The organism is Marinobacter sp. G5_S1_61_S3, from assembly GCF_054968585.1.
In genome coordinates this window covers 185,108-201,120 of record NZ_JBQKUK010000003.1, presented here as the reverse complement: position 1 = coordinate 201,120, position 16,013 = coordinate 185,108, and the positions used below count along the sequence as shown (strand labels likewise).

The following is a 16,013-nucleotide window of genomic DNA, read 5'->3' as shown; positions in this document are numbered from 1 at the left end:
GTTGAATCTGACTACAGTCTAGCCCTGATCTCCCGAAACAGGCAACTTCACAACAAAACTTGCCCCCTCACCCAGTTGCGACGTAGCGGAAATATCGCCATGGTGCCGGCGAACCACGCGGTATACAGTCGCCAGGCCAATACCTGTGCCGCCGAACTCCGACGGCGTATGAAGTCGATTGAATGCCACAAACAGTTTGTCGATATACCTCATATCGAAGCCGACACCGTTATCACGAACCTCAATAGCAACCCAGCGCCCTTCTCTTCGAGACAACACTTCGACAATTCGTTTTTCTTCTTTGGCGCTGTATTTCCAGGCATTCGCCATCAGGTTCTGGAAGGCAACACGCAGCATTCGGCTGTCGCCTACAACCCACATACCCGGCTGTATGAGAATTTCCGTTGGCACATCATCGCTGATGTCTTGCAGTTCTTCCGCAATTTCTTCCAACATCTGGCTCAAGTCTATTGTCTGATTTTCCATGGACTGTCGGCTGACGCGGGACAGAACAAGCAACCCATCGATCAGCCCCGCCATCCGTACACTGGCCGCGCGGATTCGCTTCAGGTAATCCTTACCGATCTCATTCAACTGATCGCCACAATCCTCTTCCAGGGCTTGCCCAAACCCTTCAACGGCTCTCAGGGGCTGCCTGAGGTCATGGGAGACCGAGTAACTGAACGCCTCCAGTTCACGGTTGGCCATGCTCAGCTCGGAGGTCCTGGCCTCGACGATGCGCTCCAGGCTGTCACGGCTTTCCAGGATCCGGCGGTTCTGTTGCTGGATGGTGCTGATCATCTCGTTGAAGGTGTTACCCAGGCGCCCGAGTTCGTCGGTGCCGGAAACCGGCGCACGAATGGAATAGTCGTGATCCTGGGCGATGCGCTCGGCCGTCTCCGAAAGCTTGAGAATGGGTTCGGATACGATTCTCTGTAACCTGAGCGCCAGGAATACCAGCGCGATGAGGATCACCGCCCCGATACCGGAGGCTACGGATACAAAGGTCCGGATATGGCCCCGCAAAACTTCAAGGTGTGATGAGAGGAAAAACTGCCCGACCACTTCGTTGTCCAGTGTGACCGGCATCAGTAACTGATAGACGTCCCCGACGAACCCTACTTCCAACGACGAACCAACCGACGGGCATTGCCCCTGTGGCCGGCCTGAAAGAGACGTCATCACGTCCCCTTGCTGGTTGTAGACACAGGCCTGCCGAATAGTGTCGATACGCTTGAGGCTGGTGATAATACTGCTCAGCTGCTCGTTGTCCTCGAACACCAGGGCGGCAGCGGACTGCTCCGCCAGGATGCCGGCGATGACATGAAGCTCGGATTCAAGCTGTTTCCGGTAATTCTGGTTCTCAACAAAGATGAGGCTCGCGCAGACCAGGGTGATGCCAAGTGCGCTGGTGAACAACGTAAGGAATAGCAGTTTGGTTTTCAGTCGCCAGTATCGCCACCGCCCCATCATCTCAGGACCCTCACCGCCAGTTCCAGAAGCCTGGAGTTAATGGTCAGGCCCGCTTTCATTGCGGCTTTCAGGCTGATTTCGAAGCGAATAACATTACCCTGCTTCACGTAACCGACAATCCCGCCCTTGCGAATGAAGTCTGGCAAATCACTCACTGTCAGTATGCCTTCGTGGCTCTCGGCCATTTCGAGCAGTTCGTCGACATTTCTGGACTGGGACTGCCCTATATAAAGTACGTCGCATCCCGCGATATCGGCCGGAACGTTGGGGTATCGAAGCTGAAGCGCCCTGCCCTGGGATTTACGACCTTGCATGGGGTCAAGCAGGTTGCCGAAGGGGTCATCGCCGTAGATGCACACATCAAGAGGATCGGAAGCGGTTGCTCCATTTGACCAAGTAATAAAACGTGTGAAGTTGTAGAGGAACGCCGCTTTGACTTCATATTCCGAGCGTATGGAAGCATGCGCCGACGCCAGGCTGAGACACAGGCTGAGAACTAGGGAAATAGAATATTTCAGGTGATCCCTCACGAGTCGGCCACGAAACAAGTAGTCATGTTGAAAAATGAATTATATGGGAGCCCGGCACCTACGGAAGGTTAGCACCCGTTTCGCTGGCGTCAACTGTATCTTAAAACTGTACTCCCCCAATAGCACCCTTCTGTGTCTGTTCCGCCAACACCGGTCCAATAGAATTTTATCAAGCACCGGAGGTGGAATATGAACATCGACAAAGTCCTGTTTCGCACACTCAAACACTATATTGAGAACCAAAAAACCCGCACACGCCTAAGAAGACGCCTGCGGGGAATGCCCATGAGAGAGCTGGATCGTTTGGCATGGGACATCGGAATAACCAGAGCTCAGCTGCTACGAGAGGCACACAGCCCGTTCTGGAAGACGCATCGCTGAGCCCTGGGGAAAGGGCTCAGCGTGACGACTACTCCCGCCAGAATGGCTTGTGCGCTTCCTCTACCAGACTGCCGTGAGGCAACCCTATGTCTTTTTCGACCAGTCTGGTGTCCATTTCATACAGCGACTGCCTCAATTGGTACCGGCGACTCCAACGCCCCGCATAGCGTTTGATAGCAGCGATGGCTCGCCTCACGAAAGCGCTCTTTGAGGGAACACATGCAATCGATGGTGCTTGTCTGAGTGTTTGATTGACGAGGATGGCTTTCATTTTCATCTTCCTTTAAATATGAACGATGACTACAATGAAACCATTCTCGACCCGCCGTACCAGGTCGTCCATCGACATTATTTGAACCCGGTGTTCGAAAAATATGAACATAAAGCTGGACAGGCTCAAGTCTTTTCTTCTGGTGGCTGAAGAGGCCAATCTGACTCGCGCGGCCGCTCGTCGTCATTCGACCCCGTCTGCGGTGAGCGAGCACCTTCGCCAGCTTGAGGAAGAGTTCGAGGTTCTGCTGTTCGAGCGCAGTAAACAGGGAATGTCCCTGACCGCGGCTGGCGAGCGCTTGCTCATGCCCGTTCGCCAGGTGTTTACCGCCGTGGAAGATGTACGTAACACTGCGCTTTCCTTGCGTTCGGTGCCCCACGCAACACTCCGCCTTGGACTGAACTCTCCGCCTGAATACCTTCGTGTAGACGAAGTGCTTCGCCGGAAGACGGACGCTCTCCCTCACCTCAACCTGGAAATGAAAACCCGGGCGTCAACCCAGATTGTCGAGCAAGTGCTTTCAGAAGAGCTGGATCTGGGGTATGTCTATGGCAACTGCGAGGACCCGAGGTTGAAGGTGGTGCCACTCACGCCAGTGCGTATTTCCGTTGTTGGCCCTGCGGATACGGAGCTCGACACCCTACCAGCCGACTTCGAGTCACGTCGGCGCCTGCCCTGGGTCTGGCCCAACCGGGACTGCCCGTTTTTTGATTTCATGAAGGACCTGCTTGGCCCTCAGGCAAGCCTCTCCGACGCGGCCACCAGTTCCGACGACGAGTATTCCACGGTGGTTATGGTCAAATCCGGCATGGGGTTTGGGCTTGTGGAGCGGGAGTTCGCGGAACAATCACAGAGCCGCGGAGGGGTGCGTATTTTTGATGATCCGGAGATGATCACCAACCTCAATCTGATATGCGGCGTGCGAAACTATGAACGTTCAGAATTGCGGGCACTGTTCGATTTGATCGTCAGTGAATGGAAACCGTAACGGTATTCTCACGCCTTGGTGAATTTGTTAACCGAGCTGATTTGCTCACCGTTCCAGATAAACTCGAAATGCGCCGTCTGGATAACACTGCGGACGTGCCTGGGAGTGAATAATCCCCAGCAGGTATCGCCGGGTTTTCGAACAGAGTGATACCGAAGCCCTTCCGAGCCTGCCCTGTAGAGCCTGCGACCATAACTCCGTGAAGCAGCGTAGCTGTCAGCATCGTAGATGGCGTCCCCAAAGGAGAGGGTCGTGGCGTCGTGCAGGGTCATCGTCCCTACCTTGCACTTTAGCCCCCGGAACACCAGCCGGTCGTAGTCCAAACCGTGAACGCCCTGCCAGTAGCGTGACTGGTGATAGGCCACCTCCGCTATTGCTGTATCGATGCTCTCCCCCATATACAGAACACCGTACTGGCCATCGCTGAAGCGGCTGCCTTCGGGGTTTACATGGGTAAACGGGCCGGTGGCGTAGGAGCAGCCAGGGATTCCGAACGGGATCTCCGCTTTGCGGATCAGGTTGAGATTACCCAACTCGGTCTGAAGACGGGGGTTGGTGAGCGCTTGAAGTTCGTAGAGCGCATCAAACTCATCTTCGTCCGCCACATCATCAAACAGGCTGATGGGCGGAAACCTCGAGTTGATCAGGCGAAACCCGGTAATGCTCTCGGGTGTGATCGTTGGCGGCAGTTCCTGACTCACCAGAGCCCCCCGCGCAATACATCGATACGCCTGAACGTTTCATACAAAGCAGCAAACTGGCCCGTACTGATAATCTCAAGGGGACTTTTGCCGTTGAAGTACGGATTGTCGTTTTTCAGGGCCATAAAGCCGTAAACGTTCTTCGGGTTCTCGAAGATCATCCGCAGGCAGCCATGGATGTTGACCAGATAACTGAGACGTTCAATCTGGTCATGGGTCAGGCTCGCCTGCTCCGGCGCTTTACGATACTTGTAGTACGCCGGGCGGGAGATCTGAAGGATTTTCTGTACCTGCTCGGGAGTACAGCCCCAACGGTCCAGAATATTAAACACGGTTTTAAGGCCAACGCCGGAGACGTTGTTCTTTTGGACGGTTGCGAGTTTCTGCGCGTTACTCATAGCGGACACCACTGTTTTTCAGGCTCTCGCCCACTTAACACTTGGTATCATTGTAGACTTATAGCTACATTTTGTCTATACGCAGACTTTACAAACAGCTCACCCAGCGTGCTCTTCAGCAACATCGGCCAGATTTTTGTACTCGCAGTCCTGCTTCGCGATGAAGGCGTCCGCCGAATCAATCAGGATATTGTCGTCGCGCATGAACCGTCGACCCAACAACGCCGGATAGGAAAACTTCCCACGGTCCGTGAGTGAGAACTCAGTTTTATGACTGGTACCGGCAATGCAGAAGTCCATAACCACCACAAACCGGCGCTGCGAGGGTGCGCCCTTGCGCTTGATCTTAACCGTACGCTCAACAGGCAGGCTGAACTCCAGAATCACCTCTTCCAGATTCTTGCCGTCGGCGTCGTCCTCATCCTGGTGGTCAGCCAGCGGCAACTGGAAACTGACCCATTCTTCATCACCTTTCATGAACGGCTCAACATTGACGGCATGCAGTGAAGAGGTTTTGGCCCCGGTGTCCAGCCGGGCCTTCATGCGTAGGCCCGTGCCCTCGAGCACAAGCCATTCAACAAAGCCAAGTCGCTCGGGCACAGCGTTTTCATTACTGCTGCTCTCAGCCATGGCGATGGAGGGGATCAGGAACGCGAAAAGCGCAGCGACAACGTATCTCTTGGAGTCCGTCAACATTCAAAATCCTTTGTGGCAAAGTGTTTGAGTTCAGGGAAAAAGCTGAGGAACCTGTGTTCGAGTTCCTGGTCGTGGGCTTTGATCTCCTCGATGATTCCGCTGAACGCATTCCTGAACCGTATGCGATTGGCGACCCGGTCCAGAGCATACCCAATGTTGTCAATGTCCTGGTATGAGCGGAACCAGTCGTGGAGAACGATCTGCCGAGTCACCTTTTGCATTTTCTCAGGCATCAGCGACGCGTTTTCATCGAGTTCCCGATAGACCTGATCGATAAAGGTATCGGAATTCACATGACTAAAGCGTTGCCAGTTTCTTAACAGGTAGTGATCGTAGAGGATATCCAGCGCCACACCCGAGAAACGTCGGCGCTGAGGGGAGAACAACCGCTTGCTTGCAATGACTTGCGGATGCTGGTCGGTAAACGCATCCACCGCCCTGTGATGCTGCAGCCCCACCCTCACTTCCCGGGGCAGTTCGTCCGGCACAATGCCTCTCGCAAAGTCCCCCAGCAGGCTGCCCACACGAACCTTGGGGGAATCTGGTGCGAGAAAAAGATGGGCAAGGTGATTCAAACTGGCTCCCAATAACGGCGGCGAACAGGCCTCCGCCGCCAAGGTTTCTTTGTGCAGAGCGCTCCGATCAGAAGTTGAAGGTGACGCCCAGGCCCAGACCATCAACGGTGGAGCCATCCTTGTCATAGTAACGCATGTATTCCACGTTGCCAGACACTTCCGGTGCCAGCTCAACATTCACACCAGCGCCGTAGGAAAAGTCCGACTCATCCTCGGTGGTGGTCCCCAGGAACGACTTCGCTTCCACTTCAACCCGGGTTACACCGAAAATAACGTAAGGCGTTGCGGGTGATTCGTTCGCCAGATTCAGCGTGGCGTAGCCGCCGAAGAAATTGTCCAGCGAATAATCGACGCCGCCAATGCGATCATCGTCCACGCCAAACCCAGCACGGGCTTCGAGCCCAAAGAAAGGCGACACCAGGCCACCCACCTTCGCGGACAGCGTACCAACGTCAACGTCGTCACTGCCGTTTTCGATATTGATAAAGCTGTAGTTCAGGCCCGCATAAAGGCTACCACCACCTGACTTGTAGACATCAGCGAAGGCGCTTTGGGAGACCGCCATCAGCGGCGCTGCAGAAAGACCAAGCATCAATGCAATCGACTTTTTCATTTGAATTCTCCTTCCGGTTTCAAACCGAACTCACAATTCGAAGTTGCATCAGGCTGACGACAAACACCAGCGTTCGGATCCTTATTTACGCGGAATTTACAGTGATTTAATGTACCTGTAAGACCCTGACACACTGCGGGTTCCACCTTGCGAAAGCCCCAAGCCGCATGTATTCTGACGCCGTCTCTCTGTTCAGCCGGCTAGAGCGTCCTTTGAGAAACCTGAACCCCGTAATCTTTATCATGAGCGTCATGTTTATACTTCTTAGTATTTTCATGACCTTACCTGTGCTTCTTCTCGTAAATTCTGAATCGCCGAATGCCATGGCGTTTGCGGAGTCTGCGGCTATCTGTTTTGGCACGGGGCTGCTGGGCATTCTCGCGACCTACCGCCAGGCACGAGACCTGAAGCCCCGCTACATGTTCGTGCTGACCGTCTCCAGCTGGTTTATTATCGCCCTGCTCTCCTCGCTCCCGTTCTATCTCAGTGATCTGGGGCTCACCCTCGGCGAGGCCTTTTTCGAAGGCACATCCGGCATCACCACCACCGGAGCCACGGTGCTTACCGGCCTGGACACCATGGATCAGGACCTACTGCTCTGGCGCTCTGTACTGCAATGGATTGGTGGCATCGGGATCATCGGCATGTTCGTTGCCGTATTGCCCTTCCTCCGCGTGGGCGGCATGCGGCTTTTTGCAACGGAATCTTCAGAATGGACTGACAAGGCCCTGCCGCGAATGAAAACCCTCAGTCGTGGCCTGCTGTTGGTTTACGTGGCGTTTTCGGTGCTTGCGGTAACGACCTATTGGTTGTCCGGTATGAGCCTGTTTGACGCATTCAACCATGGCCTGACGAGTATTGCGACCGGCGGCTTCTCCACATCCGACTTGTCCATGGGCAAGTTCGACTCCAACCTGATTCTGTTGGAAGCCACCCTGTTCATGATGATCGGCAGCATGCCGTTCTTTCTTTTTGTCCGGGAAATGCATGGCCAGCACGGCGTGCTGTTCAGGGATCAGCAGGTGCGGCTGTTCGTGACCATCCTGCTGGTGGTACCTGCCTTACTGACTCTTTACCGCTGGTACGTCTCACCAGTGGAGTTCGACCTCGTTAACGGCTACGTGTCGACGCTCTTCAATGTCACGTCTGTGGTCACAACAACCGGCTATGCCTCGGAAGATTACTCTGCGTGGGGCCCACTTGCGTTTGTGCTGTTTTTCTTTCTGATGTTTATCGGCGGGTGCTCTGGCTCAACAGCCGGGGGCATGAAAGTGTTCCGCTTCCAGCTCTCATTGATCGTGCTGAGGGAGCAGCTGATGCGGCTGCTGCATCCCAGGGCCGTATTCACCCGCAACTATAACGGCCGCGCGGTCAGCGACGAAATTATCGCTTCAATGATTGCCTACACCTTTATCTTTCTGTTGTGCCTGCTGATCATAACGGTCGCGCTGGCAGCTCTGCAGTTGGACTTTATCACCAGCCTGTCCGGAGCGCTCACCGTACTGACCAACGTTGGCCCGGCGCTCGGCGACACAATTGGGCCAGCGGGCACTTTTGCACCGCTCCCGGAGCTTGCCAAATGGATTCTATCGGTGGGTATGCTGATGGGGCGTCTGGAAATACTGAGCGTGGTGATTGTGCTTTCACCAGCGTTCTGGCGAAGCTAAGCGAGGCAACCTGCCCTGCTTAGGCTTCGCCAATCGAACGGCAGGCGAGCTTTACAGCACGTTATCGCGAAGGAACTTGCCGATATCCACGATCTCTTCCATGCACACGCTGTGTTCCATCGGATAGGTCTCATACGTGGGTTCAAACCCCATGTCCTGCAGCTTTTCCACGCTTTGCCGGCCCAGGGCCTCCGGTACCATGGGGTCAAAGGTGCCATGATAGATCCGGATCGGGATATCACGATTCGCCTCTGAGCACTTCACAGTCTTCGCAGTGGCAAAGTATGTTGACAGGGCAATAATGCCCGCCAGGCGCTTCGGATAGCTCAACCCAAGCTCGTAGGCCACGGCGCCCCCCTGGGAAAATCCGGCAATCACAATGTTCTCGCTCTTCACGCCACGCTCAATTTCCCGGTCCACCAGTTTTGCAACCGCGTCTGACGAGGCCATCAACTGATCGGTGTCCACCACTCGATCAATATCCATTGCCTTGATGTCGTACCAGGCTGGCATCGTCATTCCGCCGTTAATGGTGACCGGCATGTTGGGGGCGTGAGGAAAAATGAACCGAACAGCTGCATTGTCGGGCAACCCCAACTCCGGCACTACTGGCTCGAAATCATGGCCACTGGCTCCAAGGCCATGCAGCCAGATAACGGCGGCAGTAGGATTGGGGTTGGTTTCCAATTCGATATATTGAAGTTCTTGCACAAAATACCTCGGGTATCAGGGGTGTTCCGTTGGTGTATCCGTCGAGCCGTTGCCATTGTGAGCTTCAAGCGCCGTGACCACCGGGTTGGCGTACATATCCAGCAGGTAGGGCCGAATCGCCGGGTCGCAGGCATCGAGTCGACGCTCCATCTCCGCCTCGGCGGCTTCTATTTCCGCCGCTGACCAGGCCTCTGCCGTCACCACCGCATCGCTTACAGAGTCTCTGCTGGCGTGTGAATCAGGATGAATGCCTCTTTGCTGATAGGCCACCAGGTTGGACGTGTGCAAGTGATAATTGGCATGCATCTCCCGATCGATCCGGGCAGCCAGTTCCTTAGGCGTGTTTTCGGCATCCGCGATGGGTGCTCCGAAATGCACGTGCACGTGGCCCTTGAACCCCGTGAGCCCGCGCATTATCTGGTTAGTATCCTCGCCTTCGGCCTTAATGTACTTGCCCGTGCGGGAGCGGGTTTCGAGCTCTCGGGCCTTGTCCATATCGCAGGGATCATACTCGTAGGCAATGGACACCGGCACGATGTGCAGCCGGTTCATGGCTTCGCCGAAATCCAACCCACTTTTCTTCTGGCTCATGTAGAACATTTTAATAATGGCGGGATCGGTGAAATCCAGCCCGTCTTTGGCGCGCCCTTCACGCTGCGCAATCCAGATGCTCTCGTTGTTGTCGATACTGTGATTGATAAACGCCGAAAGCATGATGTAGGCGTCCCGCATTTCACGTGGGCTGGTCATACTGCGACGCACCACAAAGCTCTTGTTCAGCCGCATCATTTCAGCAAATACGCGGTTCGCCAGCAGGTTGTCGCCAATGGCAATACGTGTGGTATTGAAGCCGTTCGCGAACAGCAGGTAATTGACCACCATCGGGTCGAACACGATGTCGCGGTGGTTGGAGATGAACAGGTGAGCGCTCTGCTTGTCCAGATTTTCCAGCCCGCTGTGGGTAACCCGGGTCGTTGTGTGATCAACCAGTTCACCAACGTAGCCAGACAATCGCGCCTGGAGGTCGTCGATACGGGTAAGTCCGCCAAAGTTCCTGGCCAGCCAGCGCTTGACCCATACCCGGAGCATTCCCGGCGCCCATTTGGCCAGTGTGGGCGACTTGAAGCGGCCAATCATATCCAGAAATTCCGGATCCCGTACCAGATTGTTGATGGCGGTTCCGGTTTCCTCGTCCGAGTAAGGTCGGATGGCGTCAAATTCCTGCATGGAGTTCCTGTTTGTTGGGTGCAGAAAAAAGGCGCATTGTAGCGTTTATAAGGTTTGTTTGTCTCCGCCGATTCCGTGACCGCTTTCTGGTATCATGGCCTGCCTGCCAGAACGGCACCCTTTACCCTCAACCAACACCGCTGGCCAAGTCATGGATTTTGCACAACTCAGCACAGAGCGCCCCCGTGTTACCGACCAGGACCCGGAAGAAGTCCTTCATCGTGTTTTCGGTTACGAGACCTTCCGGCCCTTGCAGGGCGACATTATCCGCGAGCTGGTTAACGGTGGCGATGCGTTGGTACTGATGCCCACCGGTGGTGGTAAATCCCTCTGCTATCAGGTGCCAGCCCTGGTTCGCGCCGGAACAGCTGTCGTCATATCACCTCTGATTGCACTGATGCAGGACCAGGTGGCAGCGCTGAAAGAACTGGGCGTCAAGGCCGCGTTCCTGAACTCCACCATGGATTTCGAACAGGCCCGGGACACTGAAAACGCCCTTATGACCGGCGAACTCGACCTGCTTTACTGCGCGCCGGAACGGCTGATCCAGCCTCGCACACTGGACCTGTTACATGATGCTTCTATTTCCCTGTTTGCCATCGACGAAGCCCACTGCGTGTCCCAGTGGGGGCACGATTTCCGCTCCGACTACCTGGAGCTAAGCCGGCTGGCCCATGAATTCCCGGGCGTACCCCGCATAGCCCTCACCGCCACCGCGGACGAGCGCACCCGCAAGGAGATCGCTGAACGGCTGTCCCTGACCGAAGCCCGACACTTTATCAGTGGTTTTGATCGCCCGAATATTCAGTACAGAATTGCCCCGAAAACCAATGCAAACAAACAACTACTGGATTTTATTAAAGCGGAACATGATGGCGACTGCGGCATCGTTTATTGCCTGTCCCGCAACAAAGTCGACAGCACCGCGAAGCTGCTCAGTGACAAAGGCTACACCGCTCTGCCCTACCATGCGGGCCTCAATGCCGGTGATCGCGCGCGGAATCAGGAGCGCTTCCTACGCGAGGACGGCGTCATCATCGTGGCCACCATTGCTTTTGGCATGGGCATCGATAAACCCGATGTTCGATTTGTCGCCCACCTGGACCTTCCAAAAAGCCTGGAAGCCTACTATCAGGAAACCGGCCGAGCCGGTCGTGATGGAAAGCCTTCGACCGCCTGGATGGTTTACGGCCTGCAGGACGTGATCAAACTGCGACAGATGCTCGAAGGCTCCATGGGCAATGACCACTTCAAACGGGTTGAGCGCCAGAAACTGGATGCCATGCTAGGCCTGTGCGAAGTGACAAGCTGTCGGCGACAGGTGTTGCTGCGGTATTTCGGCGACACCCTTGAACAGCCCTGCGGGAACTGTGATACCTGCCTGACCCCACCGGAAACCTGGGACGGCAAGGTTGCCGTTCAGAAGGCGCTCTCCTGCGTGTTCAGAACCGGCCAACGTTTCGGGGTTACGTATTTGATTGATGTGTTACGCGGCTCTGAGAACGAACGTATCCTGCAGTCCGGCCATCAAACGGTTTCCACCTACGGAATTGGTACCGAGTTGTCTGCAAACGACTGGAAGTCCGTATTTCGTCAGCTGGTGGCCAATGGTTACCTTAGGGCTGACCCGGAAGGCTATGGAGCGTTGCAACTCACGGAGCAATGCCGCCCACTACTTAAGGGCGAGGTAGCTATCCAATTACGCAAGGATCCCGTGGTGAAGGCCTCCAGTGGCCGTGGGTCATCAGGGTCCGGCCGCCGCAGGATTGCAGACCAGATCACTGACAAACCCGGCTGGGAAGCGCTGCGGGCCTGCCGAAAATCGCTGGCGGATGAGAAGGGCGTGCCGCCCTACGTGATTTTCCATGATGCCACGCTGTTTGAAATCCTGGACAAGAAACCGAACAGCCTTGCCGAAATGGCTGAGATAAACGGCGTGGGTGCGGCAAAGCTCGAAAAATACGGGGAAACTTTCCTCGCCGCCCTACGGGAGTTGGACGGCGCTTGAATCTACCTCAGTTCACTGCGCCTGGAAGCCTTTCTTGCGAACACGATAGTGGGCCATCGAAGTGGCCACATGATGGCCGTCACTGTCGTACAGTGTGCCTTCTAACTCAAACGCGGCCCTGCCCGTAGCATCGGCCTCGGCCTTGATAGCTTCAACCGTGGCGGCGTCCAGTGAAAACTCCACAAACACATCGGAATTCGCCGGCTGCAGGAACTGAAGCGTCATTTCCTTGAGAATCGGCGTGTAAGCCGGGCCGAGATCAAACAGCGTCAACACACCACCGGGGATCTCCGCCACCAGGAAATAGGCACCGGCGTAGAGGCTACCAAAGTGGTTCTTATTGCCTTTCAGGCGTATTCTTGCCTTAACGAACCCCGGGCGAATCTCCTCGACACTGAATCGATTCCGTGGTGCAAACGGGATCGATAGGCCAATAATTCGGTTGACGGCCGCATAACCACTGGTTTTACGGAGCCAGGCCAGCGGTTGGGTGATTCGCGCCCCAGGATTCGATTCAGACACCCAATGGCCGGTTGCACCTATCAGATTGTCGATGAACGCCATGTTTTCTTACCTGTTGGTGATTTAACGCCCATGATTGCAGCCGTTTAAAAGGTATCGCAACTGTTTTCGGGATTTTTTACGGTTATCCCTTTCCGGAAAGAAAAATTCACCTAAACTGCTTGGATATCAAAACGGGCGATAACAAGAAACTCGAATGGACGCGGGAGTAAGTCTTCAATGAAAGTGAGGCGTGCGCGTGGCTGGCTGACGGCCCTGGCATTGTTTCTGGTTTGCCCGGGAACCGGTGTGTCTTCGGAATATCTGTCTGGAGAAACACAGGCAAGGGAATATCGCCTGTGGTACCGCAATTACGACAGCCCACCCATACGTGCCCTGGTTGCCCTCGCCTTCGACAAGACACCGGAATACGGTTCGTATCGAATCACTCGCACCCCGGAGATGGCCCAAGGCCGGGTTGTCCGCGAACTTGAGCGCCAGCAATCAAAATTGGTCGATCTCGCGAATGTCGCGACATCAAAACAGAGGGAAGAAAGCCTGCAGGCCATCCCCATACCTATCGATGGCGGACTTTTGGGGCTTCGGGTGTGCGTGGTGCTTAAAGAATCATTGCCCAGGTTCAAAGGCATCCGAAGCCTTGGCAATCTTGAGGAAGTCGGTATCCGCATCGGCCAGGGCGCACACTGGCCGGATTCGTCGATTCTGCAGGCCAACGGAGTCAGCGTGGTGACTCACTCGCGGTACGAAATTCTTTTCCGCATGCTGGAGAATCATCGTTTTGAATGCTTCGCCCGGGGAGTCAACGAGGTTCTTTTCGATCTGGAGCTTGAAAACAACAAAGACTTCGCCATCGAGCCAGACCTGCTGCTGGCCTATCCGATGCCCTCTTACTTCTTCGTCAACCGGCACGACCACGAAACGGCACATCGGCTTCAATTGGGCATGGAAAGGGCCATTTTCGATGGCAGCTTTGGCGCGTACCTCAACCAATACTACGGCCAGTCCATCGACGAGCTAAACCTGCACAGCCGGAACGTCCTTGTTCTGGAAAATCCCTATCTAACGGACGAGTCCCGGGCCATCGGCACCAGAACCCTCCTCGAACTCCGACGGCGAATCCAGATACTATCCGCGCCCCAGAAAACGTCTTACTCAAACCCTGAATCGTGACACGTTCTTACTAAGCGCGTGGCCGACCGATTCAATCTGACCGCTGTAGACGTCGTTCTCGCTGGCAGCCTTGGCGGCTTCCTGGCCCTGGTCGGCAATCCGGGTGATGGAGGAGTTCAGCTCCTCTGTCACCGAGGTTTGCTCTTCAGAAGCCGTTGCGATCTGGGAGGTCATCTGGCTGATCGACGTTATGGCATCAGCAATACGGTTGAGGGACTCCATGGCATCCTGAGCTTTCTCCATGCTCACATTCGAGACCGCTGTTGATGCCTTCATGACGTCAACCGCCTGGTTTGCACCGCTTTGCAGGCGCTCAATCATGTTGTTGATCTCTTCCGTGCTGTCCTGGGTGCGGCGAGCCAGATTGCGCACTTCGTCAGCAACAACCGCAAAGCCACGGCCCGCGTCCCCTGCCCTGGCGGCCTCGATCGCCGCGTTCAGTGCCAGCAGGTTGGTCTGTTCAGCAATCCCCTGAATTACCTCGAGAACCGAGGTAATGTCGGTAACGTCCTTGCCGAGTTTATCGATGACTTCCGCAGCGGCGTTAATCTCTTTTGACAATTTCTGTACTGCATCCCGGGAAGCGGCAACGGTTTCAAGGGAAGCACGGCTGTCTGCATCGGCGGTGTTGGAGGCATCCGCGGTCTGTTGGGCATTCTGTGCAATTTCCCCGGCAGCGGCAGACATCTCATTGATGGCCGTGGCCACCATATCAATCTCGGCCTGCTGTTTTTCAACGCTGTCTCGGCTGGTGCTGGCAGTATCCCGCAGGGAGGACACGTTTTCGCCAAGCTCGGCGGTGCCTTGCTGGACGTCCCGGACCACATTCTGGATATTCTCAACAAAGCTGTTGAACTCCGCCGCGAGCTTGCCGAACTCGTCGTTGGCGCTATCGTCCAGGCGCTTGGTGAGGTCCGCCTCGCCACTGGCGATTGATGCCATGGCGGCATTAAGCTTGCGAACGGGAGCCATCAGCACGCGGATACCAAAACGCAGGATCACCAGGGACACCAACAAGCCAATTACTGCGATGATCAGCCCGGTTACGCGAGCGGCGTGGACCGGCGCATTGATTTTGTCTTCGTTGATAAAAGTGCCGAGATACCACTCAACACCACGGGCACCTTTGATGCGATGGAAACCGGCAGTCCAACTGGCATCTCCGGTGTCATATTCGTGAATTTCACCGCTGAGCCGAGGGGATTCTCCCAAAAGACTGCTGATCTTCTTGCCAACCAGTTTCTGGTCCGGGTGAAACAACACGGTGCCGTCGTCACTGATCAGGGCCGCATAGCCAGTGTTGGCCAGCGTAATCGTGGAGAGCGTCTGTTCTATGGTCTTCAGGGCAATATCACCACCGACAACACCCTGGTAGGCCCCACGTTTGACCGGTGCCAGCGTGGAAATGATGGTGCCTCCAGTGCCCGCATCCACGTAGGGTTCGGTGAACGACGCTGAGCCCTTTTGTTTCGCCTGTTTGAACCAGGGCCGCGTGCGTGGGTCGAAATCCGCAGGCAGCGTGGCTTCTGAGACATCGTCCTTCATCAGCATATAGCCATCATCACGGCCAACATAGACGTCAATGAACCCGCCACCGGTTGTCGCAGCGGCCAGGATAACCCTCGCCTCGGCATCGGTTTCCACGGACTCCAGCGCTTTTGCCGTTGCTTCGGTCATGGCAAGACGGGTGTTGAGCCAATCCGCAATGCTGGACGTACTCTGAGCCACGGTGTCTTCAATCAGTGCATCAACATAAGTATCCGTAGTGTCCTGTAACCGGAGGTTGCCGCTGAGCGTAAACGCCCCCATAACAAGTAAAAGCAAAATACCAAAGGCGACGAGCAACTTCTGGCCGAAACTCAGGTTCATTTTCCGGGTCCTTTTCGAGACAGTCTATTCGGGGGGTCAGTCAAACAGCCTATCGGCTGTCTATCATTCATAAACTGGTTTTCGGCGTGTGCTGCAAAGTCTTTAACTTTATGTGATAAGAAGTCTTTAACTTTATGTGATAAGAAGTCTTTAGCTTTAGGTGATAAGAAGTCTTTAGCGCTCTCTGATAAAATACCGAAGCAATCGACAATT

General features: G+C 55.2%; 16 protein-coding genes. 4 read left to right on the top strand and 12 right to left on the bottom strand.

Annotated features, from left to right (window positions below):
* Window positions 1-18: 18 nt before the first annotated feature.
* The 3 genes from ACTRWH_RS03845 to ACTRWH_RS03835 all read right to left on the bottom strand — a co-directional run bounded on the left by ACTRWH_RS03845 (window position 19) and on the right by ACTRWH_RS03835 (window position 2,580).
* A complete protein-coding gene (locus ACTRWH_RS03845) occupies window positions 19-1,473 on the bottom strand; it encodes an ATP-binding protein (protein ID WP_462825917.1) in 1,455 nt (484 codons plus the stop codon).
* A complete protein-coding gene (locus tag ACTRWH_RS03840) occupies window positions 1,470-2,003 on the bottom strand; it encodes a YfiR family protein (protein ID WP_157132739.1) in 534 nt (177 codons plus the stop codon). The genes ACTRWH_RS03845 and ACTRWH_RS03840 overlap by 4 nt, the downstream gene beginning before the upstream one ends.
* A 409-nt stretch (window positions 2,004-2,412) precedes the next feature.
* A complete protein-coding gene (locus ACTRWH_RS03835; RefSeq protein WP_156105500.1) occupies window positions 2,413-2,580 on the bottom strand; it encodes a DUF1127 domain-containing protein in 168 nt (55 codons plus the stop codon).
* Window positions 2,581-2,758: 178 nt separating this feature from the next.
* Between ACTRWH_RS03835 and ACTRWH_RS03830 the strand changes: the two genes are divergently transcribed.
* A complete protein-coding gene (locus ACTRWH_RS03830; protein ID WP_007152164.1) occupies window positions 2,759-3,643 on the top strand; it encodes a LysR family transcriptional regulator in 885 nt (294 codons plus the stop codon).
* A gap of 8 nt (window positions 3,644-3,651) precedes the next feature.
* Here the strand turns inward: ACTRWH_RS03830 and ACTRWH_RS03825 are convergent, their stop codons facing one another.
* The 5 genes from ACTRWH_RS03825 to ACTRWH_RS03805 form a co-directional block, all read right to left on the bottom strand.
* Window positions 3,652-4,344 carry an RES family NAD+ phosphorylase gene (locus tag ACTRWH_RS03825; RefSeq protein WP_083637157.1) on the bottom strand — a complete coding sequence of 231 codons (693 nt, stop codon included), beginning with the start codon at window positions 4,342-4,344 and terminating at the stop codon, window positions 3,652-3,654.
* On the bottom strand, window positions 4,341-4,742 hold the full coding sequence (locus tag ACTRWH_RS03820; protein ID WP_007152162.1) for an antitoxin Xre-like helix-turn-helix domain-containing protein: 402 nt from the start codon (window positions 4,740-4,742) through the stop codon (window positions 4,341-4,343). Before ACTRWH_RS03820 ends, ACTRWH_RS03825 begins: the two co-directional genes overlap by 4 nt.
* Window positions 4,743-4,841: 99 nt before the next feature.
* Window positions 4,842-5,438, bottom strand: a complete 597-nt coding sequence (locus ACTRWH_RS03815; RefSeq protein WP_036207262.1) for an ATP-dependent zinc protease family protein — start codon at window positions 5,436-5,438, stop codon at window positions 4,842-4,844.
* Entirely contained in the window at window positions 5,432-6,013 is a 582-nt protein-coding gene (locus ACTRWH_RS03810) for an acyl carrier protein phosphodiesterase (RefSeq protein WP_091644321.1), read from the bottom strand. Before ACTRWH_RS03810 ends, ACTRWH_RS03815 begins: the two co-directional genes overlap by 7 nt.
* 67 nt (window positions 6,014-6,080) lie before the next feature.
* The gene (locus tag ACTRWH_RS03805; RefSeq protein ID WP_007152159.1) at window positions 6,081-6,626 is read right to left on the bottom strand and encodes a porin family protein; all 546 of its coding nucleotides are present in this window, start codon (window positions 6,624-6,626) and stop codon (window positions 6,081-6,083) included.
* Between the two features lie 251 nt (window positions 6,627-6,877).
* Between ACTRWH_RS03805 and ACTRWH_RS03800 the strand changes: the two genes are divergently transcribed.
* Entirely contained in the window at window positions 6,878-8,293 is a 1,416-nt protein-coding gene (locus tag ACTRWH_RS03800; protein ID WP_228209671.1) for a TrkH family potassium uptake protein, read from the top strand.
* A 51-nt stretch (window positions 8,294-8,344) separates the two neighbouring features.
* Here ACTRWH_RS03800 and ACTRWH_RS03795 read toward each other — a convergent pair whose 3' ends face one another.
* Both ACTRWH_RS03795 and ACTRWH_RS03790 read right to left on the bottom strand, forming a co-directional pair.
* The gene (locus ACTRWH_RS03795) at window positions 8,345-9,004 is read right to left on the bottom strand and encodes an alpha/beta hydrolase (RefSeq protein WP_041333396.1); all 660 of its coding nucleotides are present in this window, start codon (window positions 9,002-9,004) and stop codon (window positions 8,345-8,347) included.
* Between the two features lie 15 nt (window positions 9,005-9,019).
* Window positions 9,020-10,231 (bottom strand): 1-acyl-sn-glycerol-3-phosphate acyltransferase, encoded by a 1,212-nt coding sequence (locus tag ACTRWH_RS03790; RefSeq protein WP_228209672.1) that lies wholly within the window; start codon window positions 10,229-10,231, stop codon window positions 9,020-9,022.
* A 151-nt stretch (window positions 10,232-10,382) separates the two neighbouring features.
* Here ACTRWH_RS03790 and recQ point away from each other — a divergent pair, with 151 nt between their 5' ends.
* Window positions 10,383-12,239 carry a DNA helicase RecQ gene (gene recQ, locus ACTRWH_RS03785; RefSeq protein WP_286848042.1) on the top strand — a complete coding sequence of 619 codons (1,857 nt, stop codon included), beginning with the start codon at window positions 10,383-10,385 and terminating at the stop codon, window positions 12,237-12,239.
* A 12-nt stretch (window positions 12,240-12,251) separates the two neighbouring features.
* Here the strand turns inward: recQ and ACTRWH_RS03780 are convergent, their stop codons facing one another.
* Complete coding sequence (locus ACTRWH_RS03780) at window positions 12,252-12,803, bottom strand: PaaI family thioesterase (RefSeq protein WP_036207280.1); 552 nt, start codon at window positions 12,801-12,803, stop codon at window positions 12,252-12,254.
* A 177-nt stretch (window positions 12,804-12,980) separates the two neighbouring features.
* On the opposite strand from ACTRWH_RS03780, the gene ACTRWH_RS03775 reads away from it, so the two are divergent.
* A complete protein-coding gene (locus ACTRWH_RS03775) occupies window positions 12,981-13,931 on the top strand; it encodes a hypothetical protein (RefSeq protein WP_228209674.1) in 951 nt (316 codons plus the stop codon).
* Here the strand turns inward: ACTRWH_RS03775 and ACTRWH_RS03770 are convergent.
* Complete coding sequence (locus ACTRWH_RS03770) at window positions 13,914-15,800, bottom strand: methyl-accepting chemotaxis protein (RefSeq protein WP_462825915.1); 1,887 nt, start codon at window positions 15,798-15,800, stop codon at window positions 13,914-13,916. The two genes, ACTRWH_RS03775 and ACTRWH_RS03770, sit on opposite strands and share 18 nt — an antisense overlap.
* Window positions 15,801-16,013: the final 213 nt, after the last annotated feature.